We start from the raw sequence: 22,386 nt of genomic DNA on the forward strand, positions 1-22,386 counted from the left end.
TAGGTGCGTCTCAGCCGCCCAGATAGGCGCGGCGGATGTCCTCGTTGCCGGCCAGCTCGGCCGCCGGCCCGTGCATGACGACGCGGCCGGTCTCGATCACGTAGCCTTCGTCGGATATGTCCAGCGCGATGTCGGCGTCCTGCTCCACGATCAGCAGCGTGAGCCGCTCGCGATCGCGGATGTCGCGCAGCGTGGAGAAGATGGCGTCCTTCATGATGGGCGCCACGCCCATCGAGGGCTCGTCGAGCATCAGGAGGCGCGGCTTGGCCAGCAGGCCGCGCGCAATGGCCAGCATTTGCTGCTCGCCGCCCGACAGCGTGCCCGCGCGCGAGGTGATGCGCTCCTTCAGACGCGGGAAGTAGCCGAGCACGCGGTCGATGTCCTCGCGCACCTCGGCGGCCGGTCGGGTGTAGCCGCCGAGCACCAGGTTTTCCTTCACCGACAGCTGCGCGAACACCATGCGGCCCTGAGGCACGTGCACCACGCCGCGGCGCACCAGCTGTTCCGCCGGCACGTTGGCGATGCTTTGTCCGTCGAAGACGGCGGTGCCGCCGGCCACCGGCAGCAGGCCGGAGAGCGCACGCATCAGCGTGGTCTTGCCCGCGCCGTTGGCACCCAGCACGCACACGATGCCCGCGGCCGGCACATCGATCGACACGCCGTGCAGCGCGCGGATCTTGCCGTAGGCGGCGCTCAGGTTGTCCACGCGCAGCAGCGTGCCTGCGCGCTTGGGGGATTCAACGGCGTTTGCCACTCTTGCCTCCTCCGAGATAGGCCTCGACCACGGCCGGGTTCTGCTCGATCTCGCGCGGCGAGCCCTGCGCCAGGAAGGCGCCGTTGTGCATCACGGTGATGGTGTCGGAGATCGACATCACCAGCGGCATGCTGTGCTCGATGAGCAGCAGCGTCGCGCCCGTGGCCTGCTGCAGCCGGCGCAGCGTGTCGCCCAGCGCATCGATCTCGCGGTTGTTCATGCCGGCGGCCGGTTCGTCGAGCAGCATCAGCACCGGCTCCAGCGCCATGGCGCGTGCCAGCTCCACCAGCTTCTGCGTGCCGTAGGGCAGGTCGCGCACCAGCGTGTGAGCGTGAGCGCCCAGTGCCAGGCTGTCGATGATCTGCTGCGTGCGTTCGCGTTGCTCGCGTTCCTCGCGGCGCTGGCGCGGCAGCCGCAGCAGCGCCTCGGCCAGCGTGCAGCGCATGGCGCCGGAGCGCGCGATGAGCACGTTGTCGAACACCGTGAGTTCCGAGAACAGCTCCAGGTTCTGGAAGGTGCGCGCGATGCCCAGGCGCGAGATCTGGTGTGCCTTGCACTTGAGCAGGTCATGCTCGCCGGTGGGCGTGCGCAGGCGCATCGTGCCCTTCTGCGGCGTGTAGAAGCGGCTGATGCAATTGAGCATCGTGGTCTTGCCGGCGCCGTTCGGGCCGATCAGCGCATGCACGGTGCCGGGCATCACGTCGAAGCCGACATCCTGCACGGCGACGATGCCGCCGAAGCTCATGCGCACGTCGGACAGGCGCAGCAGGGGCGCGGTGCCGGGGACCGGCCGGGTCCGGGTCGCGACGGGCGTGCCTTCGATCAGTGCCCTCATCGCGGCACCTCCGCACCTGCGGGCGCGTCCGCGCCCGGCAGCTTCCTGCGCTTGAGCAGGCTGGCCAGCCCGTCGGGCAGGAACATCAGCGCCAGGATCATCGCCACGCCGTACAGCGCGCGCTGGAACTGGTCGAAGCCGAAATAGGTGAGCAGCTGCGGCGCGCCGATGACGAACACCGCCCCCAGCACCGAGCCCATGATCGAGCCCAGCCCGCCCACGATCACCATCGACACGAAGCTGATCGACACCATGATGTTGAACAGCGACGGATCGATGAAGCGCACCACCGGCGCATACAGCGCGCCCGAAAGTCCCGTGTAGAAGGCGCACACGCCGAAGGCGATGAGCTTGAGCTTGGTCGCGTTGAGCCCTAGCGCGCGCGAAGCGGTTTCGCTGCCCTTGAGCGCGAGAAAGCCGCGTCCGAAATGGCTCTGCGACAGGTTGCGCGCCACCCACAGCGCCGCGCCCAGTACCACCGCCACGAACAGGTGGTAGGCCCGCTCGCCCAGCGCGAAGCCGAACAGCGTCGGCCCGGGCGCGCCCATGCCGTTCTCGCCACCCGTGAGCTCGCCGCCGGACTTGGCGATCTCCACCGAGATCATCACGAAGCCCAGCGTCGCGATCGCCAGGAACACCTCTTCCAGGCGCAGCACCGGCAGCGCCAGCAACACGCCCACCACGGTGGCGATCGCCGCGGCGATGAGCATCGACAGCACAAGCGGCATGCCGAAGTGGGTCGTGAGAATGGCGCTGCCATAGGCACCGATGCCGAAGAACACCGCCCCGGCCATCGAGATCAGGTTGGTGTAGCCGGTGAGGATGTTGGTGCCGAAGGACGCGAGCGTGTAGATCAGCACCAGCGTGAAGATGTAGAGCACATAGCCGCCGGGGATGAGCGGCGCGAGCACGAAGAGCGCGATGAACACCAGCGGTGCCAGCCAGGGCCGCGAGTCGAAGATGCGTGTCATGGGGTGTGCCTGCTCAGACTTTCTTGACCTGGCGCCGCGCCAGCAGCCCGTGCGGGCGCAGGATCAGGATGGCCAGCATCACGATGAAAGGCACCGCGTCCTTCCATTCGGAGGACAGGTAGGCGCCGGTGAGGTTGGAAGTCACGCCGATGATCACGCCGCCCAGCAGCGCGCCCGGCATGCTGCCGATGCCGCCGAGCACGGCCGCTGCAAACGCGAAGTGCAGGGCGCTCTGCATCATCGAGAAATGAACGAAGGTCAGCGGGGCGATCAGCAGCCCGGCGGCCGCCGCGATCACGTGCGACAGCGCCCAGGCCAGCGAGTAGATGCGCTTGATGGGAATGCCCATGAGCCGCGCGGCCGTCGGGTTCTCCATGGTCGCCTGCATCGCGATGCCCAGCCGCGTGAAGCGGAAGAACGCGAACAGCGCTGCGGCCAGTGCGGCGCACACGCCCACGATGCCCAGGTCGATGCCCGAGACGATCACGCCGCCCACGTCGATGGGCGCGGCGGGAAACACGCTCGGCAGCTCCTGCGTGTCCTTGCCCCAGATCCAGATGGCGAGGTCGCCGAAGATCAGGAACAGGCCCAGCGTGCAGATGGCCGACGACAGCAGCGCCTTGCCGATGAAGCGCCGGATGATGAAGCGCTCGATCAGCATGCCCAGTGCCGCGCCGAACAGCAGCACGATGGGCACCACGGCCCACATCGGCAGGCCCAGCCGCACCAGCGTGTACGCGGTGAACGCCGACAGCATGGCCGCCTCGCCATGCGCGAAGTTGAGGATGCCCGTCGCCTTGAACACCATCACGATGCCCAGGGCGATGAGCCCGTAGATGGCGCCCAGGGCGACGCCGCTCACGATCATCTGCAGCATGCGTTGCGCTCCGGGCTCAGGCGGCCGCAGGGGTTTCGCCCTGCCGCGCGAGCCGTGCCTTCAGGTACGGGATGAAGCCGCCGGCTTCGAGCGTGCCGCGCTCCACGGAGGACAGCCGCTCGAAGGGCAGCGACCTGCCGCTGGCCACATGGGTCACCGTGCTGGCCTCCCAGTCGACCTTCAGTTCATCCCAGCGGCTGGTGATCTCGCGGATGCCGGGGCAGGTGACGAGCGGAAAACCCATGCTGATCTCGCCGCGGAAGAAACCCGGCGAGAAAGACTCGGCAATCACGCCCGCCACGCCCAGGTGCCGCATCGCGCGCATCGCCGGATAGTGCGGATGGCCGTAGCCGAAGTTGTGTCCGCCCACCAGCAGGTCGCCCTTCTTCACCGAGGCGGCAAAGGCGGGGTCGTAGCTCGTCATGGTGACGGCGGCGAGCTCGTGGATGTCGGTGATCTTGATGTTCTTGATGCCGACGATCAGGTCGATGTCGAAGTCGTCTTCCTCGAAGATCCAGGCCGCGCGGCCTTGCAGATTCGGCATGCTCATGCGGCGCTCCCTTCGAGGGCGCGGGCCTGCGCAGCCTGCGCCAGGTAGGGCCGGGGGTCGGCGATGCAGCCTTCGAGCGCCGAGGCCGCGACCACCGCCGCGTTGCAGATGAAGATCTCCGAGTCGGCGCTGCCCATGCGCCCGGGCGTGTTGAGCGTGCCGGTGGAAACCGCCCGCTGGCCATCGGTCATGGTCGCGATGCGGCCGTAGCAGTAGTCGCAGCTCGACGAGCTGATGAACGCGCCGGCATCCACCAGCGTCGCGATGAGCCCCTCCCTGGCGGCCTGCGACATGATCGCCTGCGACGTCGGAACCACGTGCAGCTGGAAGCCGGGCTTGATGCGGCGCCCGCGCAGCACGTCGGCCGCGGCGCGAAGGTCCTCCAGCCGGCCGCTGGCGCAGGAGCCGAGGTAGCCCGTGTGCACCTCCAGGCCCGCGTACTCGCTCAGGTCGCGCGTGTTCGCGGGGCTCGGCGGCGCCACCACGATGGGCGTGAGGTCGCTCACGTCGATGCTGACCTCGCGGTCGTACACGGCGCCGGCGTCCGGGTACACCGGCGCGAGCGCGATCTTCGAGCGGCCCTCGGCGTAGGCCAGCGTCTTCGCGTCGGGCGCGATCAGCATGGTGGTCGCGCCGAGGAACATGGCCTGGCCGCAGATGGTCTGGCGGCCCTCGATGCTCATCGCGTCGATCACCGGGCCGCACAGCTCCACCACCTTGAAGCGGCAGGACGACGGACCGAGCACGCGCACCATGTGGTGGAACACGTCGCGCGCCATCACGCCAGGCTGCAGCGTGCCCGTGATTTCGATCTTCACCGTGCCGGGCACGGTCAGCGCCATGGTCTCGCTCACGAAGGTTTCAAGCACGCTCTTGCGCGCGCCCATCGCCAGCGTGCCGAAGGCGCCGAGCTGGCTCACGTGGCCGTCGAAGTGCACCGCGAAGGCGCCTGGCGTGGCGTAGCCGAGCTCGGCCGACACCTGGTGGCCGATGCCTTCGCGCTCGTGCACCGGCACGCCCTGTTCCTTGCCCCAGGCGCGCGTAACCTTGTGCAGCTCTTCTTCCTTGGGCGCGGTGGCCGGGACCATGTGGTCGATGAAGAGCACGAAGCGTTCGGGGCTGGGCACCTTGTCCACGCCGAACTCTTCACGCGCCTCCTTGAAGAACACGTCGGTGTAGCCGGGGAAGTCGTAGGCGATCACGAAGTCGGGGCGGGCCAGCACTTCGTCGCCGGCGCGAACGCTGGCAAGCCCGGCCGCGCGGGCCAGGATCTTTTCGGTCATCGTCTGGGGCATCTGCATTCCTTGGATATCCACAATGTGGCGGCATGTATTGCCGTCTTCCATGAATTACAGATGAGCAGCGGTGTGGCTCCGGATGAGGTTAACCCTTAAATATCCACAATGTGGATGCAATATAAAGCGACACCCAGGTGACAAAAGCAGGAGGCCAGACATGGCGGAAAAACAATCGCCACAAGGTGAGAGCACTCGCACCGGCACGCAGAGCATCGAGCGCGTGGTCGGCATGCTCCGCGTTGTGGCGTCGCGCGGGCGGCGCGGCATGCGCATCGGCGAGATCGCGGCCACCAGCGGCCTGCCGCAATCGACCTGCGCGCGCATGCTGGCGCGGCTGGAGATCGAAGGCCTGGTCGCCCGCGACGTGGCCACGCGCAAATACTTTCTCGGTCCGCTGCTGCATGAGCTGGGCCTGCTCGCGCGGCCGCGCTACCGGCTGAGCGATCTGTGCGACGGTGCACTGCACCGGCTGGCCGACGTCACGCAGGACACGCTCTATCTCAGCGAGCGCAGCGGCATGGAGGCCGTGTGCACCAACCGCGCGCTCGGCGACTTTCCCATCAAGGCGATGCCGCTGGACATCGGCATCCGCCGGCCGCTGGGCGTGGGCGCGGGCGGCCTGTCGATGCTGTGCGCCATGCCCGAGGCGGAGGCCGAGGCCATCATCCAGGCCAACGGCCACCGCTACGAGAAGTTCGCATCGTTCACCGCGGACTTCCTGCGCGAGGCGGTGGCACGGGGCAGGGCACAGGGCTACGCGTTCCTCGACAGCGCGGTGACACCGGGTACCGGAGCCATCGGCATGGCGTTCCCGAAGGGCAACCCCGTCGGCGCGATCAGCATCGCGGCCATCTCCGGGCGGCTGGGCGCGGATCGTCGCGAGGACATGGCGCGAGAGCTGCGACGCGAGGTGCGCAAGATCGAGGCGTCCATGCTGGGCACCGCAGGCTCGGCCACGGCGGCCTCGGACGAGGGCGTGGAAGTGGACTGAAAGGGGGGCTCGGGCAGCCGCCTCGGATCCGCCGCGCGGTCGAAGCCCGGCCCACGGCACGCACGCGCAAGGCGAGGGCCTGTGCTCCTACAAGAAGGGCAGGGTACGCGGCCTAATTTTTGGACAGCCGCTTCGAACGGATTTCTCTCAACCCACCCACTTCCCCACCCACTTCGCACAGGACATCTCATGGCCAATTCAGGCGATTCCACGACACCCCGCATCGACAAGAGCGACGCAGCGCAGGTCGCGCGCTGGACGCGCGAATTCGACGTGACCGACGAACAGCTGGCCCAGGCCATTGCCAAGGTCGGCGACAAGGCGGCCGATGTGGAGCTCTATCTCAAGGGCAGCCGCAGCTCGACGAACGCGGACACCGCAAGCGCGGCTGGAAAGGGGAAATAGAAGGCGCGCCGGTACCCTGGCCTACTCGGTCAGCGCACGCTTGACGTCTTCCTGCAGGCTTCGCAGGTGATCGCGCATGGCCACGCGCGCGCTTTCCGGATCCCTTGCGCGCAAGGCACGAATGATCGCGCCGTGCTCGTCGTGGTTTTCCGGCTGCCTGTGCAGCGGGCTGTGCAGGCGAAAGAGCCGGGCATTGACGCGCAGCTCTTCCACCAGGCGCGGAAACACCACGTTGCCGCTGGCCCTGGCGATGAGCAGGTGGAACCGGTCATCGAAATGCCAGTGCTCGGTCTCGCTGTGTTCGCCGGCGTTCAGCGACTGGATGTCGGCTTCCAGCGCATCGATCTCCGCGTCGGTGATCTTGCCGACTGCCATGGCGATCGCTTCGCCTTCGATGACTTCGCGCGCACGCATGCAGTCGAAGTATTCCTTGGTGCCCAGTGCGCGCACCGCATAGGAGCGTGCGTCGCGCCGCACCAGCAAGCCCTCGCCCGCCAGCCGCACGAGCGCCTCGCGCATCGGCGTGCGCGAGATGCGCAGGTCTTCCGCGAGCCGGGCTTCCTGCAACGGGCTGCCGGCGGAGATCTGGCGGTCCAGGATGAGCGTGCGCAGCCGCTCGTACGCCTGCTCGGCAAGGCTGGCGGACCGCACCTCCAGCGGAGCGATCGTGATGGTGGCAGGCTGCGTGGGGCTTGGAAGGCTGGGCATGCGAAAAGGAACAAAGGCCACGAGGGAGGCCGCGAAGCAGGCCGGTGGGGGCGGGAGAGCTTAGCAGGGCCGCATCGCGGTGCGGCCCGGTTGCGTCAAAGCCATTTGTCCAGCGGATTGCCGTCGTTCGGCACGCGCGGCCGCAGGCAGGGCAGGAACTGCCCCGACCCCGGTTCGGCCAGGAACTCGCCGTCCTGCCACACCACGCGCCCGCGCGAGACGGTGACGCCAGGCCACGCCCGAAGCTGCATGCCTTCATAGGGCGTGTAGTCGACCGCGTGGTGGAGCATGCTGTTGGTGAGCAGTTTCTCCTGCCCCTGGGCGAACACGTCCCACACGACGAAATCGGCGTCGCTGCCGACCGCGATGGTGCCCTTGCGGGGGTAGAGGCCGTACAGCCGCGCCGGATTGGTGGCCGTGAGTTCGACGAAGCGGTGAATGTCGATGCGCCCCTTGAGCACGCCCTCGCTCATCAGCAGCGGCAAGCGGGTTTCCACGCCTGGAATGCCGTTGGGAATGCGGTCGAAGGACGCGTCGTCGCCGGCCACGCGCTTGCCGTCGCTGCCGCCCATGTTGAAGGGCGCGTGGTCGGACGAGAAGATGGTGAACAACCCGCTCGACAACCCGTTCCAGATGAACTGCTGGTTGGCCTTGTCGCGCGGCGGCGGGCTGCAGATGCAGCGCGCACCATGCATCGGATCGTCGGGGTCGATGCCCAGGTCCTCGGCGCTCAGGAACAGGTACTGCGGGCAGGTCTCCGCATGGATCGGCAGGCCGCGTCCGCGCGCCCAGTGGATCTGCTCGACCGCCTCGCGGCCGGACACGTGCACGATCAGGATCGGCGTGTCGACCAGCTCGGCCAGTGCGATGGCGCGGTGCGTGGCCTCGCGCTCCACCGCCATGGGGCGCGAGCTGCTGTGGTAGCGCGGCGCGGTGAGCCCCGCGTCGAGCAACTGCTCGGTAAGCCAGGCGATGCAGTCGCTGTTCTCCGCGTGGATCATGGTCATGGCGCCGTGCTTTCGCGCGGTGGCCAGCACTTCGATGATCTGGCGGTCGTCCAGCTTGAGGTCGTCGTAGGTCATGTAGATCTTGAAGGAGGTGTAGCCCTTCTCGATCAATGCGGGCAGCTCGCGCTGCGTCACGTCGCGCGTGGCGTCGGCCACGATCAGGTGGAAGGCGTAGTCGATCACGGCCTTGCCGTCGGCGCGGCGGTGGTAGTCGTCCACCGCCTCCTGGATGCTGTGGCCCTTCTGCTGCGCGGCGAAGGGCAGCACGGTGGTGGTGCCGCCGCAGGCCGCGGAGCGCGTGCCGGTGAGAAAGTCGTCCGCGAAGCGCGAGCCGTCGCTGGTCGGCTGGTCGAAGTGGCAGTGGCCGTCCACGCCGCCGGGCGTCACCAGCCGGCCGCGCGCGTCGATCTCGTGGCCGGCGCGTGCGTCGAGGCCTTGCGCAATGGCGCAGATGCGCCCGTCGCGCACGCCGATGTCGGCGGTGTAGCGGTCACCCGCGGTGGCGATGTCGGCGTTGCGCAGGATCAGGTCGTAAGTGGTCATGAGGCGTGCTCCGGAGGCTTTCTTTCTAGCGCTGCTCGAGCGCCGGTTCGGCGGGCACCGCCGGCGCGCTCGCGTTGCCGTAGGCACGGCCGTAGTGGCGCTCGATGCGCCGCTGGACGAAGTCCCACGCGGTGGTCATCAGCAGGTAGTAGATGGCTGCGACCACGAACAGCTCCAGCACCATGAACTTCTCCTGAATCAACACCTGCGTGCGGCGCAGCAGCTCTTCCATGGAGATCACGGAGGTGATCGAGGTGGTCTTGAGCAGGCCGTTGATGCTGTTGCCCAGCGTCGGCACGATCAGTCGCATGGCCTGCGGCATCACGATGTAGCGCATGGTCTGCGCGCTGCTGAAGCCGACCGCGCGCGCGGCGTTCGTCTGGCCGGCGGAAATCGACTGGATGCCGCCGCGCACGATCTCCGCCAGGTAGGCGGCCTCGTTGAGGATCAGCCCCAGAAGCGCCGACTCGATGACCGACAGTTTCAGACCCAGCTGCGGCAGCCCGGTGTAGATGATGATCAGCTGCACCAGCAGCGGCGTGCCGCGGAACACCCAGATGTAGAAGTGCGCGGGCCCCGCGATCCACCGGCGGCTCGACAGCCGGGCCAGCGCGAGCGCGCAGCCCACGACCAGCCCGCCCGCGATGGCCGCGAGCGTGAGCCACAGCGTGGTCACCGCGCCGCTGAGGATGTACGGATTGAACAGGTAGTCGACGAACCCCGACCAGCTCCAGCCTTGTCCCATGAGTGTTCCTTGGTGTGCTCGATGGCGATGGCGGCGGGGCTCAGCCCGCCGGCCCCTTGACGCTCACCGCGCCGTCGACGGCCTTGACGCCGTACTGGTCGAACAGCTTCTGGAAGCTGCCGTCGGCCTTCATGTCGTTCATGACCTTGGCCATCGCGGCGGCCAGGTCCTTGTTGCGCGCGGCCAGCGCGACGGGCGTGGGGAACAGGCCATGCAGCACGCGTTCGAAGTCGCCGCGCTTCTGGTACTCGGCACCCGTCGAGTCGATCGACAGGGCCACCTCGACCTGCCCCGCGCGCAGCGCCTGGAACGCCATGGCGAAGTTCTCGAAGGTGCGGATGGTCATGCCCTTCATGCCCTTGTCGGCGAGCTGCTTGTCGAGCTCGCGCGCCTTGCGCTCCTCGAAGCCGCCGAGCTCCACGCCGATGCTCTTGCCCGACAGGTCGTCCGGCTTGGTGATCTTCAGCGGGTTGCCCTTGGCGGTGCTGATGCTGATGGCCTGGTCTTCGTAGATGAGCATCTGCATCAGCTTGGCGCGCTCTTCCGTGTAGAAGATGCCGGTGTTGATGACGTCCCAGCGGCCCGCCTGCAGTCCCGGGATCATGGCGGAGAACTCGATGCGGACGTATTCGGGCGTGAGGCACAGGCGCTTGGCGATGGCCTCGCCGAGTTCCACGCGCATGCCCTTGAGCGCGCCCGTCTGGTCGACGAACTGCATCGGCGGCAGGGTGGGGTTGACCGACATGGTCAGCGTGCCCTTCTTGACGAGCGCCGAGTCGGGCACGGGCGACTTGCAGGCCTGCGCGTTCGCGGCGCCCGCGCAGAAGACGAAGAGTGCCGTTGCCGACGCGAGAGCGGAGAGCAGTTTCATGGGAGTGTCCTTGAGGAATGAACGAACGAGGCGACGAGGTGAACTGGTAAGAGGGCGGGCGCTCAGGCGTGGATCGAATCCAGCAGGTCGAGGCGCGCGAGGGCGCTGCGCAAGTCAGCGGCGTCGGCCTCGGGCAGGGGCAGGCGGGGCGCGCGCGGCTTGCCGACCGGCAGGCCCATCATCGTGAGCCCGTCCTTGGAGGCGGCGACGTACCGGTGGCCGCCCACCCAGCGCACGATGGGCAGCATCTGCTTGTAGAGGGCGAGTGCGGCGGGCATGTCGCGCTCGTCGGCCACCAGCTCGAACAGGCGCGCGGACATCTTCGGGATCAGGTTGGAACACACGGCCACCCAGCCCTGCGCGCCGAGCCAGAACGACTCGTAGCCGAGGATGCCGGCGAACACGGTCATGCGGTCGCCGCACAGCTCGATGATGTCGCGCACACGGGTCACCTCGAGCGTCGACTCCTTGATGTATTTGCAGTTGTCGATGCGCGAGAGGCGGGCCACCAGTTCCGGCTTGAGGTCGACGTTGGCGGTGGCCGGGTTGTTGTAGACCATGATCGGAATGTCGATCGACTCGCCCACCTTGCGGTAGTGCGCGAACAACTCGTCGTCGGTGGGCGTGCTGTAGAAGGGCGGAATGATCATGACGCCGTCGGCACCCATGCTCTGCGCCTCGCGGCTCAGCCGCACGCATTCGTCGGTCCACTCCGCGCCGGTGCCGATCAGCACCGGCACGCGTTTTGCTGCAGTGCTCACGCAGGTTTCGATCACCAGCTGGCGCTCATCGGGCGTCAGCGACAGGAACTCTCCGGTGCTGCCCAAGGGGATCAGCCCGTGGATTCCCTCCTCGATTTGCCAATTGACCAGCTTCTTCAGTGCCGGCACGTCCACGTGCAGGCCGTCGTCGGTCATAGGGGTGATGAGCACCGTATAGGTGCCGCGGAACGCTGTCATGAGGCAGTCCTTGGAAAATCGGATGACGAAGTATACGTATACGTGTAGTATACGTATACATTCAAACGCGTCAACGCGGATTCCGTTTTTTCCTCGCACCTGCCCATGAGCGCCAGACTGAACCACCCCTCGATCGCCACGGCCGGACGTCCCGTGCGCTTCTGGTACGACGGCCAGCCGGTGGACGGCCTCGAAGGCGAGACCATTGCGGCCTCGCTCGCGGCCAGTGGCATCAAGGCAATGCGGCATACCCGCGGCGGCGAGCGCCGCGGCCTTTACTGCGGCATGGGCGCGTGTTTCGATTGCCTGGTCACGGTGGACGGCCAGGCCAGCCAGCGCGCCTGCCTGACCAAGGTGGCCGACGGCCAGCAGGTGCGCTCCACCTTGCCGGCCGGCACGCCGGACGACCCGCTGCAGCCGCTCACGCCCGACGCCGGCGCCGAGCCCGCCCGGCGGCAGGTCGATGTACTGGTCGTGGGCGCCGGCCCGGCCGGGTTCTCGGCGGCGCTGGCCGCGCGCCAGGCTGGCGCCGAGGTCCTCGTGCTCGACGAACGCCTGGAATCAGGCGGGCAGTTCTACAAGCCGCTCGCACCGTCCCATCGCGCAGCCACGCCGGCAGACCGCCAGTTCGCCCAGGCGCTGGCGCTGGCGCAGGACGTGCGCGCCGCCGGCGTCACGGTCATCCAGGGCGCCCAGGTCTGGGCCGCCTTCTCGCCGACGGAGGTCGCGGCGCTCATCGACGGGCGCGCCACGGTCATCGAATGCCGCCAGCTCGTGATCGCGCCCGGCGCCTATGAGCGTCCGGTGCCGTTCCCCGGCTGGACCTTGCCCGGCGTGATGACGACCGGCGCGGGCCAGACGCTGGCTCGCGCCTACCGTGTCTCGCCGGGCCGCCGGGTGGTCATCGCGGGCAACGGCCCGCTCAACCTTCAACTGGCCGCGGAGTTGCTGGCTGGCGGCGCTGAAGTGGTTGCCGTGCTGGAGTCGGCGCCGCGCCCGTCGCTGCGCCACTGGCGCCAGTTGCTGGCCGCCGCCCGCACCGCGCCCGACCTGGTGGTCGACGGCTGGCGCTATCTGCGGCGGCTGCGCGCCGCCGGCGTATCGGTGCTGTGGGGGCACGCCGTGGTCGAGGCGCAGGGCGATGCCGACGCCACGAGCGGCCTTCGCCGCGTGGAGATCGCACGCGTGGACGCCCAAGGCCGCGCGGTGCCGGCAACCCAGCGCGCGCTGGAGGCCGACACGCTCTGCCTGGGCTATGGCTTCATCCCCTCGACCGAGCTCGCGCGCATGCTCGGCTGCGCGCACCGGCTCGCCGACCGGCACTTGGGACACCTGGCCACCATCACACAGGAAGACGGCGCCACCAGCGTGCCCGGCGTCTACGTGGTGGGCGACGGTGCCGACCTGGGCGGCTCACGCGTGGCGTTGGCGCGCGGCACGCTGGCCGGCGCCGCGGCCGCGCACAACCTGGGCCTACGGGCGAAAGCGTCGGCGGCGCTGGCCGACGCACCGGCTCGCCTGCACCGCGCCGAGTGCTTCCAGCAGGCTCTGTGGTCGATCTACACCCCGCCACCCGTCACGCTGGCCGCTGTGCCCGACGACACCCTGCTGTGCCGCTGCGAGGAAGTCAGCTTCGGCTCGGTGCGCGAGCAGATCCGTGCCGGTGCCGACACCCTGGCCGCCATCAAGCGCAACACGCGCCTTGGCATGGGGCGCTGCCAGGCACGCTATTGCGCCGTCACCGCCGGGCGGCTGGTGGCCGAGCTCACCGGCCGGCCGCCGGAGGTCGAGCAGTACTTCGCGCCGCGTCCGCCCGCCAAGCCGGTGCCCGCCGGCGCGCTCGGTTTCGAGAAGCCCGAATGGGGCGGCCACAAGCCCGCCATCACACCCAACCTCGCACGGCCGGTCGAGCACGCGCCCTTCGAGCCGCTGCGCACCGACGTGCTGGTCATCGGCGCGGGGGTGCTCGGCGCATGCCTGGGCTACTTCCTGTCGAAGGCGGGCCGGGACGTCACGGTGGTGGACCGCGACGACCTCAACCTGCAGGCCTCGGGCGCCAATGCGGGCAGCCTGCACGTGCAGTTGCTGTCCTTCGACTTCGGCGCCAAGGCCCAGGAGGGCGGTGGCCCCGCCGCGGCCACGCTGCCGCTGGGGCCGATGTCGGTGCGCCTGTGGCAGGAGATCGAGTCCGACTGCGGCGAAGACCTCGAGATCAAGATCACCGGCGGCCTCATGGTCGCCGACAGCGAAGCCGGCATGCGCTTCCTCGAGGCCAAGGCCGCGCTGGAGCGGCGCCACGGCATCGATGCGCAGGTGATCGACGGCGCCGACCTGCGCGGCCTGTCGCCCGCGCTCTCGGGCGAGCTGCTCGGCGCCGAGCTGTGCCCGATGGAAGGCAAGATCAACCCGCTGCGGGCGACCTACGCCGTGGCACGGCGCGCGCAGCAGCAGGGCGCGCGCGTGCTGCGCGGTTGCGACGTGCAGGCCATCGAGCGGCTGCCGGGCGACGTCGCCGGCTACGTCGTGCGCACGTCGCGCGGTGTCATCCATGCGGGGCGCGTGGTCAACGCAAGCGGCGCCTGGTCGAGCGCCATCGGCCGCATGCTGGGCATCACCATCCCGGTGAAGGGCGCGCCGCTGCAGATGATCGTGACCGAGCCCGCGCCGCCGCTGGTCAATCACCTGGTCGCGCATGCCGACCGGCACCTGAGCCTGAAGCAGGCGGCCAGCGGCGGGCTCATCGTCGGCGGCGGCTGGACCGCCGCCTTCAACGAAGACATGCGCCTGAACCGCGCCGTGCGCGACAGCATCGAGGGCAACCTGTGGGTCGCGCGCCGCGTGCTGCCCGCGGTGCGCGGCCTGCACATGGTGCGCTGCTGGGCGGGCATGAACGTCAACATCGACGGCGCTCCGATCCTCGGCGAGGTGCCGGGATGCCCTGGTTTCTTCAACGCCGTGACTTCCAACGGCTACACGCTCGCGCCCGTCACCGCACAACTCGTCACCGAGCTGATCGTGCGCGGGCGCACCGACTTCGACATCACGCCTTTTCGCATCGAACGCTTTCTCTGACCGCCATGATCGACATGACCGACCACGCCCCCGCCTTCACCCTTGCGCGCGATTCGCTGCGCCAGTTCATCGACGCCCACTTCGACGAGCAGTTGAGCACGCTCGCCGAACTGGTGCGCTGCCCCTCCGACAACCCGCCCGGGGACTGCGCGCCGCACGCCGAACTCACCGCCCGCCTGCTCGAAGCCATGGGCTTCGAGGTCGAGCGCCATGCAGTGCCTCCCGAGTACGCCGCCGCGCACGGCATGCGCAGCGTGACCAACCTGATCGTTCGCGAGCGCTTCGGCGAAGGCCCTGTCATCGCGCTCAACGCCCACGGCGACGTGGTGCCCCCGGGCGCCGGCTGGAGCGTCGACCCCTATGGCGGCGAGGTGCGCGACGGCTGGCTGTACGGCCGCGGCGCTGCGGTGTCGAAATCCGACTTCACGACCTACGCGTTCGCGATGCGCGCGCTCAAACACCTGGCCGCATCGGGCACGCCGCTGGCCGGCACGGTCGAGCTGCACCTGACCTACGACGAGGAAACCGGCGGCGTGACCGGCCCCGGATGGATTCTGTCGAAGGGCCTGAGCCGGCCCGACTTCGTGCTCTCCGCCGCGTTCTCGCACCACGTGGTGGTCGCGCACAACGGCTGCCTGCACCTGGAGGTGTCGGTGCGCGGCACCTCGGCACACGCAGCACGGCCCGACACCGGCCACGACGCGATCGAGGCCGCCGCCACGTTGCTGCCTGCGCTGTACCGCTACCGCGACAGTCTGGCCGACCGGCCCTCGCGCACGCCGGGCATCACGCACCCGACCATGGTGGTCGGCCTCATTGCCGGCGGCATCAACACCAACGTGGTGGCCGATGCACTGAGCCTGCGAATCGACCGGCGCATCGTGCCCGAGGAATCGCCCGAGGCGGTGGAGGCCGAGTTGCGCGAAGTGATCGAATCGGCCTGCCGCGCGCTGCCCGGCATTTCGGTGGAGATCCGCCAGATCCTGCTGGCACGGCCGTTCGCGCCGGCGCCGGGCGCCGACGAATTGGCCGCCCTGGTGTGCCGCGAGGCCAGCGACGTCATGGGCAAGCCGGTCACGCCCATCGGCGTGCCGCTCTACACCGACGCACGCCTGTACAGCGAGGCGGGCATTCCCACCGTGATGTATGGCGCGGGCCCGGAATCGCTGCTCGAAGCCAACGGCCACCGTGCCGACGAGCGTGTGCCGCTGGACGAACTGCGCAAGGCCACCCGCGTGGTCGCCAACACGCTGCACCACCTGTTGACGCGCTGAAGCGCCAAGGAGCCGAGCCATGATCGAAATCAGCCACGTCAATAAAAGCTACGGCGCCTTCCAGGTGCTGACCGACTGCACCGCCCACATTCGCAAGGGCGAAGTGGTGGTGGTCTGCGGGCCCTCGGGCTCGGGCAAGTCCACGCTCATCAAGTGCGTCAACGCGCTGGAGCCTTTCCAGCAGGGGCGCATCACGGTCGACGGCGTGTCCGTCGGCGACCCCAAGACCGACCTGAACAAGCTTCGCGCGCGCGTCGGCATGGTGTTCCAGCACTTCGAGCTGTTTCCCCATCTGTCGATCGAGGACAACCTGTCGATCGCGCAGGTCAAGGTGCTCAAGCGCTCGGCTTCCGAAGCCCGCGCCGCTTCCATGGCGCTGCTGCAGCGCGTGGGCATGCGTGCGCATGCGCACAAGTTCCCGAGCCAGCTGTCGGGCGGGCAGCAGCAGCGCGTGGCCATTGCACGCGCGCTGGCCATGGACCCCGTCGCCATGCTGTTCGACGAGCCCACTTCGGCGCTCGACCCCGAGATGGTCAACGAAGTGCTCGACGTGATGGTCGGCCTGGCGCGCGAGGGCATGACCATGATGTGCGTCACGCACGAGATGGGGTTCGCGCGCAAAGTGGCGAACCGGGTGATCTTCATGGACCGCGGCCGCATCGTGGAAGACTGCGCCAAGGACGAGTTCTTCGGCGACCCGTCGGCCCGCTCCGACCGGGCGCAGCAGTTTCTCTCGAAGATTCTCCAGCACTGACGCCGGCGGTTGCCGAGCCTGGTCACCCCGATTTTCCGGTTTTAGATTTGAGCTGCTCGTTGGCGAGATCTCCAAGACTCCTGATCGCCCCTTCCAGGCGCGGGTCGCTGGGATACCCGTAGTTGATGCGCAGGTGCCGGGTGTAGCGGCGGTCGGCTGAAAACAAATGCCCCGGCGCTACGCCTATGCCGAGCCGAAGAGCGTCCTGGTGCAGTGCGAGGGAGTCGACACCTTCCGGCAGCGCGAGCCACAGGAAATAGCCACCCTCGGGGCGCGTGACCCGCGTGCCAGCCGGAAAGTATCGATCTACAAGTCGCAAGCATTCAGCCTGCTGGCGGCTGAGCGAATGCCGCAGTACGCGCAGGTGACGATCGAAACTCTTGTGTTGCAGGTACTCCTGCAACGCCAGTTGGGAGGGGAGGGCCGTCGCCAGCGAGCTCATCAACTTGTTCCGGCTCAAAGTGGCTGCAAAGCGGCCACCCGCCACCCAACCGATGCGATATCCGGGTGCCAGGGATTTCGAGAAAGAACTGCAGTGCAGCACCCAGCCGTCCCGGTCCCAGGCCTTGGCTGGTGGCGGTCTGCGGGCGCCATGCGCGAGCTCGCCGTACACGTCGTCTTCGATCAGCGGTATGGAACGGGTGGCGAGCATGCCGACCAGTTGCTCCTTGGCTGTGTCGCTCATGGTGCAGCCCATCGGATTCTGGAAGGTCGGCATGAACCAGCAGGCCTTCACCGGATGCTGGTCGATCACGCGCGCAAGCGAGTCGAGATCTACGCCTGTACGCGGGTGGGTCTCGACCTCGACTGCGCGAAGACCGCGCCGCTCCAGTGCCTGCAACGCACCATAGAAGGTCGGTGTTTCGATCGCCACCACGTCGCCCGGCTGCGTCACCGATTCGAGCGCGAGATTGAGTGCTTCCATCGCCCCGCTGGTGATGACCAGTTCCGACGCGGAAACATCCATTCCGACGCTGCCGTAACGCAGGGAGATCTGATGGCGTAGAAGCGCGTTTCCGGGTGACAGATCCTCGACGGTCTGCCAAGGATCCATCCGCTTGAGCGCTCGCGTCAGGCCGGCGGCGAGTTGCTCGAAGGGAAACAGCTCTGGCGACGGAAAGGCGGAGCCGAGCGGGACCATGTCGCGCTCGCGCGCCTGTGCAAGGACCTGAAAGACGAGCGACGAGACGTCGACTGACATGGACCGGAGGACAGGCGCGCTGGCGGCGAGTTCGTTGGCCGTCGTCTCCGCGCCCGCTCGAACGAAGTATCCCGACCGCTGCCGCGCTTCGACAAGCCCTTGCGCCTCCAGCAGGTAGTAAGCAGAGAACACGGTGGACGCACTGATGCCCATCTGCGACTTCAGTTCGCGCACCGAGGGAAGGCGATCGTTCGCCTTCAGCCTGCCGGCGCGAATGCGCTGAGCGATGTTGTCGGCGAGCTTCTCGTAGCGGTTCATGGGCATTCCTCCTGATACGGTCATTCGGGACCGTTTCACAGATTTTCGTATCAGACGTCGGCATGCGCCGGCGCGACTGCCGGCCGCCCAGCATCTGATATGCAAATCTGGAGCTGATCTGGTTCTGTACGTATCAGTCTGAAAAGTGAACACTCGACAACACGTTGAAAGTGCTTCTGTGGTGCCAGTCGGTAGCTTTACCAGATTGGCTTTTCATTTCCTTTAAATCATGAATTCGATTCCTGTTTCTTTTGTTATTTTCAAGATCCTCGTGCTCAGCGTCGGCATGTATTTGGCCGTGAAGTGGCATTACGTTCGAGGACAGAAATACAAGAATCAAAAGACGGCTGCCGTGTTGCTCACGTCCATCAAGGTGGGATTGGCATTCGTCGCTTCGTCTTTCCTTATGTTGTTCCTTACCCTTGAATTTTGCAAAAGGATGGGTTTGGACCTGACCATGTAGTTATTGGAAGTTTTCGATAACCTCGTCGCGATTTGCACGCTACGTTTTCCAACCATACGAATTTTCTTGTACGCAGGAAAATTCGTAATTCGTGCTTTGCTTCTAACCGCAACTCTCCTTTGCGAGCAGTCAAAATTAACATAAGATACATTGCATGTAATTTTGATCGCAACGATCGCCACAGCACCACAAAAACGGCTCACCCGCGAAGGCTCGTCAGCCGTTCAGCGCGCGCGGAACGCGTCCATACGAACGTCATGGCGGCAGCGAGCAGCACCACCGGCAGCATCGCTGCATTGAGCGGCGCCCAGCCGAAGTGATCGAGCGCGGGGCCTGCGGCGAGCGTCGCGAAAGCCGTGCACACATTGCGCAGCAACTCCGCGGCGCCCTGCGCACGGCCGCGCTCCTGCGGGCGATATGACTGCGCCAGCAGCGTGGTGCCGCCGACGAACATGAAGTTCCAGCCCACGCCCAGGCAGAACAGTGCCGCGTAGAAGGCAGGCAGCGTGGTCGAACTCATCGCGACAACCGAACACACGACATTGAGCAACATGCCCAGGCTCACCACACGCGGCAAGCCCCAGCGCTGGATGAGCGCGCCCGCGAACAGCGCCGGCGCATACATGCCCACCAGGTGCCACTGCATGATGCCCGCGCCGTCGTCGATGGAGTGGTTGCAGGCCACGGCCGCGAGCGGCGCGGCCGTCATCACGAACATCATCGACACCGAACCCACCACGTTGTTGGCCAGCGCGGCGATGAAGATGGGCTGCCTTGCGATCTCGCCCAGCGGCCGGGCCGGCCGCGTGTCGACAGGCCCGCTCGCCGCGGAGTGCATCTGCGTGTCGCGGTAAAGAGCCACGATCAACACAACTGAGATCGCACCCAGCACCGCCACCATCAGGTAGGCCCCCGCGAACAGAACTGGCGGAAAGAGGTCCTTGCTCCAGGCCGCGAGCGCCGGCCCCGCGACAGCCGCGATCACGCCGCCGGCCAGCACTGTTGACACGGCGCGGCTCTTGTCGGCAACCGCCACGCCGTCGGCCGCGGCCAGCCGGTAAAACTGCGCGAAGGCCTGGTAGACGCCCACCAATGCCGTGCCGGCGCAGAACACCCAGAAGCTGTCGTGAAAGACAGCCCACACCGACACGAGGCCGCCCGCCGTGCCCGCGAGCGCGCCCAGTGCGAACCCGCCACGCCGCCCGATGCGCTGCATCAGCAGCGACGCGAACCACGTCACCACCGCCCCCGCCACCGTGATGAGCGCAAAGGGCAGCGTCGCCAGCGACTTGTCGGGCGCGAGCATGTGGCCCGTGAGCGCGGTGAGCGTGAGGTCGATCGATACGGCCGCCGTGTAGAGACCCTGGCAGATCGCGAGCACCCGCGCATCGCGGCGGCCGGTGGAGATGGTGGCGGTGTTGTCGGTCATGAAAGCGAAGGAGCGGGTTTGACAGCCTGCACTCTAGGCAACGACACTCCGGCACGAATGACATACTTCCCTCGTTAAACGACATGACCCGCTTTGTCTCCTTCTTGCTCGTTCCGGAGTTCCAGCTGTTCGACATGGCGGGCCCGCTGTCGGTGTTTCAGGTGGCCGCGGAAATCGGACGCGGCCGGCGCGGCCCGGCCTACGAAATCGCGGTGCTTTCCGAACGCGGGGGCCGCGTGGCATGTTCGGCCGGACTCGAAATGCAGACGCGCTCGTGGCGCGATTCGCAGGCCGGCACCGTCATCGTTCCTGGCGGCCAGGGCGCACGAAAGCCCGGCGCGGCCACGCCCGCGCTGGTGCAACACCTGCGCGCCGCGCTGGCAGCGAAGCGGCGCGTGGCCAGCGTGTGCACCGGCGCGTTCCTGCTGGCCGAGGCGGGCCTGCTAGACGGGCGACGTGCCACCACGCACTGGCGCCAGGCCGCGCTGCTGCAACGCAACTATCCCGCCATCACCGTCGATGCCGATCGGATCTTCGTGCGCGACGGCCATGTGTGGAGTTCGGCGGGCATCGCGGCCGGCATCGATCTCGCACTGGCACTGGTCGAGGCGGATCTCGGCGCCGACATCGCGGGCGCGGTGGCGCGCGAGATGGTCGTCTACCACCGGCGCACGGGCGGCCAGTCGCAGTTCTCCGCGCTGCAGGACCTCGCGCCGCAGAGCGAACGCATGCGCGCCGTGCTCGCACACATCGGCGAGAACCTCACGGCCGACCTCGACATCGACCGGCTCGCCGAAGTGGCTTGCGTGAGCCCGCGCCAGTTCATGCGCACCTTCAAGGCAGAGACGGGACAGACGCCCGCCAAGGCCGTGGAGCGCATCCGTGCCGAAGTTGCACGCACGCACATCGAAGGCGGCGACAGCAGCATCGAAGCGGTTGCGCGGCTCACCGGTTTCGAGGATCCGGAGCGCATGCGGCGCGCGTTCGTGCGCGTGTATGGCCAGCCGCCGCAGGCCTTGCGGCGCATTGCGCGAGCGGCGGCGCCCGCCGGGGCGCCTCGTGCCTGAGCTCACCTCGACAAGGCGATCTTGTTCGGCGCCTGTCCGGCATTGACCGTCAGCGCCGCTTGCGGATCCAGCACACCCGACGCCGCATCGATGGTGTAGATCGACACCTTGCCGTCCGTGTTGTCCGCCACATAGGCGAACTTGCCGCTCGCGTCTATCGCCACGGAGGCGGGACGATTGCCGGTGGAAATCGTCGGCGTCACCGCAGGCGTCAGCACGCCGGTCGAGGCGTTCAAGGTATAGGCCGACACGTTGTGGCTGTCCAGGTTAGCCACGTAGGCAAAGCGTCCCTTCGGGTCCACGGTGATGCTGAATGGACCGCCACCTGTCGCGGGCGGCGTTGCTGCAAGCGGCGTCAGCGCGCCCGACACGGGGTCAATGGCATAGGCCATGACGGTCCTGTCGCCCTGGTTCAAAACATAGGCAAAGCGGCCCGAGGGATCCACGGCAATGTCGCGGGCTCCGGATCCGGCCGTCACGGTGGGAATCGCCATCGGGCTCAACGCTCCGGACGTGGCATCGATGTTGTAGGCCGACACGGTACCGTCGCCGGTGTTCGCCACATAGGCGAAGCGGCCCGTGGGGTCCACGGCTATACCGTAAGGCGATCCGCCGGTCTCCACGGACGACACCGCCATCGAACTCAGCGCGCCCGTATTCGCATCGACGTCGAAAGCCAGCACGCGGTCGCCCGCCAGGTTCACGAAGTAGGCGAAGCGGCCGGTGGGGTCCACCGCCATCCCTGCCGAGATGGCACCAACTGCCACGGATGGCGCGCCGATGGCAGTCAAGTCACCTGTCGCACGGTCGATGGAATACGCCGACACGCCGGCGCCCGACGTGCTCGAAACGTAGACGAAGCGGCCCGAGGGATCGACGGTCAGCGCGTACGGACTCGGCACCGACAGCGTCGTCGCAGCGCGCAGCGCTCCTGTCGACGCATCGACGGTGTAGGCAGACACGCTGTTGCTGTCGCCGTTCGACACATAGGCAAAGCGCGAAGGAGGCTCGGTGCAGACGACCTGCACGTCGTCCACCACGGCCGCTGCGATGGTTCCGCTGCCGTTGGCGACGGTGCATACGCGCGTCAGGATCTTGGACTGCGACTTTATCGACACCGTATAGCTCGCACCGCCGGCAAGCGGTGTCGCAAAACTGAAGCGGCCGTTGGCGGCGATGGGCAGGTCGTCGCCGGCGTTGTTCTGCAACACGAGGCCCGAGCCCAGCAGCCCGGTGACCGTGCCGCTCACGGCGTAAGTCGGTGCAGCCGGCGGCGGCGACGGCTCAGGCGTCGACGCGGGTGGAGTCGAGGAGGATGCGGGAATGACCGGGAAGAAGCCGCCCTCCCCGCCCC

20 protein-coding genes are annotated in these 22,386 nt (G+C 67.6%); 6 read left to right on the forward strand and 14 right to left on the reverse strand.

The features are described from left to right. Window positions 1-10 precede the first annotated feature (10 nt). Genes AC1RVW_RS05790 through AC1RVW_RS05815 form a run of 6 tightly spaced genes read right to left on the reverse strand, consistent with a single transcriptional unit; the run spans window position 11 to window position 5,282 of the window. Window positions 11-754, reverse strand: coding sequence for an ABC transporter ATP-binding protein (locus AC1RVW_RS05790; protein ID WP_409196599.1), 744 nt, complete (start codon window positions 752-754; stop codon window positions 11-13). Beyond that, on the reverse strand, window positions 738-1,589 hold the full coding sequence (locus AC1RVW_RS05795; RefSeq protein WP_493198586.1) for an ABC transporter ATP-binding protein: 852 nt from the start codon (window positions 1,587-1,589) through the stop codon (window positions 738-740). Before AC1RVW_RS05795 ends, AC1RVW_RS05790 begins: the two co-directional genes overlap by 17 nt. Continuing rightward, window positions 1,586-2,560: a branched-chain amino acid ABC transporter permease gene (locus tag AC1RVW_RS05800; protein WP_493198588.1), complete on the reverse strand. Its 975-nt coding sequence runs from the start codon at window positions 2,558-2,560 to the stop codon at window positions 1,586-1,588. The genes AC1RVW_RS05795 and AC1RVW_RS05800 overlap by 4 nt, the downstream gene beginning before the upstream one ends. Window positions 2,561-2,573: 13 nt before the next feature. Beyond that, the gene (locus AC1RVW_RS05805) at window positions 2,574-3,437 is read right to left on the reverse strand and encodes a branched-chain amino acid ABC transporter permease (RefSeq protein WP_081267654.1); all 864 of its coding nucleotides are present in this window, start codon (window positions 3,435-3,437) and stop codon (window positions 2,574-2,576) included. Window positions 3,438-3,453: 16 nt separating this feature from the next. Beyond that, window positions 3,454-3,987: a 3-isopropylmalate dehydratase small subunit gene (locus AC1RVW_RS05810; RefSeq protein WP_106938315.1), complete on the reverse strand. Its 534-nt coding sequence runs from the start codon at window positions 3,985-3,987 to the stop codon at window positions 3,454-3,456. Beyond that, window positions 3,984-5,282 carry a 3-isopropylmalate dehydratase large subunit gene (locus AC1RVW_RS05815; protein WP_081267803.1) on the reverse strand — a complete coding sequence of 433 codons (1,299 nt, stop codon included), beginning with the start codon at window positions 5,280-5,282 and terminating at the stop codon, window positions 3,984-3,986. Before AC1RVW_RS05815 ends, AC1RVW_RS05810 begins: the two co-directional genes overlap by 4 nt. A 160-nt stretch (window positions 5,283-5,442) precedes the next feature. Here AC1RVW_RS05815 and AC1RVW_RS05820 point away from each other — a divergent pair, with 160 nt between their 5' ends. Further along, entirely contained in the window at window positions 5,443-6,276 is an 834-nt protein-coding gene (locus AC1RVW_RS05820) for an IclR family transcriptional regulator (RefSeq protein ID WP_493198591.1), read from the forward strand. A gap of 189 nt (window positions 6,277-6,465) precedes the next feature. Further along, window positions 6,466-6,681 carry a DUF3606 domain-containing protein gene (locus AC1RVW_RS05825; protein ID WP_081267651.1) on the forward strand — a complete coding sequence of 72 codons (216 nt, stop codon included), beginning with the start codon at window positions 6,466-6,468 and terminating at the stop codon, window positions 6,679-6,681. Window positions 6,682-6,702: 21 nt separating this feature from the next. Here AC1RVW_RS05825 and AC1RVW_RS05830 read toward each other — a convergent pair whose 3' ends face one another. The 5 genes from AC1RVW_RS05830 to AC1RVW_RS05850 all read right to left on the reverse strand — a co-directional run bounded on the left by AC1RVW_RS05830 (window position 6,703) and on the right by AC1RVW_RS05850 (window position 11,514). Continuing rightward, complete coding sequence (locus AC1RVW_RS05830; RefSeq protein WP_081267650.1) at window positions 6,703-7,389, reverse strand: GntR family transcriptional regulator; 687 nt, start codon at window positions 7,387-7,389, stop codon at window positions 6,703-6,705. Between the two features lie 95 nt (window positions 7,390-7,484). Continuing rightward, window positions 7,485-8,939, reverse strand: a complete 1,455-nt coding sequence (gene hydA, locus AC1RVW_RS05835; protein ID WP_409196604.1) for a dihydropyrimidinase — start codon at window positions 8,937-8,939, stop codon at window positions 7,485-7,487. A gap of 25 nt (window positions 8,940-8,964) precedes the next feature. Then, complete coding sequence (locus AC1RVW_RS05840; RefSeq protein WP_081267648.1) at window positions 8,965-9,684, reverse strand: amino acid ABC transporter permease; 720 nt, start codon at window positions 9,682-9,684, stop codon at window positions 8,965-8,967. Window positions 9,685-9,724: 40 nt separating this feature from the next. Beyond that, window positions 9,725-10,555 (reverse strand): ABC transporter substrate-binding protein, encoded by an 831-nt coding sequence (locus AC1RVW_RS05845; RefSeq protein WP_493198594.1) that lies wholly within the window; start codon window positions 10,553-10,555, stop codon window positions 9,725-9,727. A 62-nt stretch (window positions 10,556-10,617) separates the two neighbouring features. Further along, the gene (locus AC1RVW_RS05850) at window positions 10,618-11,514 is read right to left on the reverse strand and encodes a dihydrodipicolinate synthase family protein (protein WP_106938311.1); all 897 of its coding nucleotides are present in this window, start codon (window positions 11,512-11,514) and stop codon (window positions 10,618-10,620) included. Window positions 11,515-11,619: 105 nt separating this feature from the next. On the opposite strand from AC1RVW_RS05850, the gene AC1RVW_RS05855 reads away from it, so the two are divergent. From AC1RVW_RS05855 to AC1RVW_RS05865, 3 genes are read left to right on the forward strand one after another with little or no spacing between them, the layout of a single operon-like run. Further along, a complete protein-coding gene (locus AC1RVW_RS05855) occupies window positions 11,620-14,586 on the forward strand; it encodes an FAD-dependent oxidoreductase (RefSeq protein WP_493198597.1) in 2,967 nt (988 codons plus the stop codon). Window positions 14,587-14,600: 14 nt separating this feature from the next. Then, complete coding sequence (locus tag AC1RVW_RS05860; protein WP_493198615.1) at window positions 14,601-15,860, forward strand: M20/M25/M40 family metallo-hydrolase; 1,260 nt, start codon at window positions 14,601-14,603, stop codon at window positions 15,858-15,860. A gap of 19 nt (window positions 15,861-15,879) precedes the next feature. After that, window positions 15,880-16,614, forward strand: a complete 735-nt coding sequence (locus tag AC1RVW_RS05865) for an amino acid ABC transporter ATP-binding protein (RefSeq protein WP_493198599.1) — start codon at window positions 15,880-15,882, stop codon at window positions 16,612-16,614. Window positions 16,615-16,636: 22 nt separating this feature from the next. Here AC1RVW_RS05865 and AC1RVW_RS05870 read toward each other — a convergent pair whose 3' ends face one another. Further along, window positions 16,637-18,073, reverse strand: coding sequence for an aminotransferase-like domain-containing protein (locus tag AC1RVW_RS05870; protein ID WP_493198601.1), 1,437 nt, complete (start codon window positions 18,071-18,073; stop codon window positions 16,637-16,639). 662 nt (window positions 18,074-18,735) lie between these two features. Continuing rightward, window positions 18,736-19,965 (reverse strand): MFS transporter, encoded by a 1,230-nt coding sequence (locus tag AC1RVW_RS05875; RefSeq protein ID WP_493198603.1) that lies wholly within the window; start codon window positions 19,963-19,965, stop codon window positions 18,736-18,738. A gap of 83 nt (window positions 19,966-20,048) precedes the next feature. On the opposite strand from AC1RVW_RS05875, the gene AC1RVW_RS05880 reads away from it, so the two are divergent. Next, window positions 20,049-21,032 (forward strand): GlxA family transcriptional regulator, encoded by a 984-nt coding sequence (locus tag AC1RVW_RS05880; RefSeq protein ID WP_493198605.1) that lies wholly within the window; start codon window positions 20,049-20,051, stop codon window positions 21,030-21,032. A 2-nt stretch (window positions 21,033-21,034) separates the two neighbouring features. Here AC1RVW_RS05880 and AC1RVW_RS05885 read toward each other — a convergent pair. Further along, window positions 21,035-22,386: lactonase family protein (locus tag AC1RVW_RS05885; protein WP_493198608.1), on the reverse strand; the 1,352-nt coding region annotated here is incomplete at its 5' end.

Source organism: Variovorax sp. MPBD4-3 (assembly GCF_058809745.1).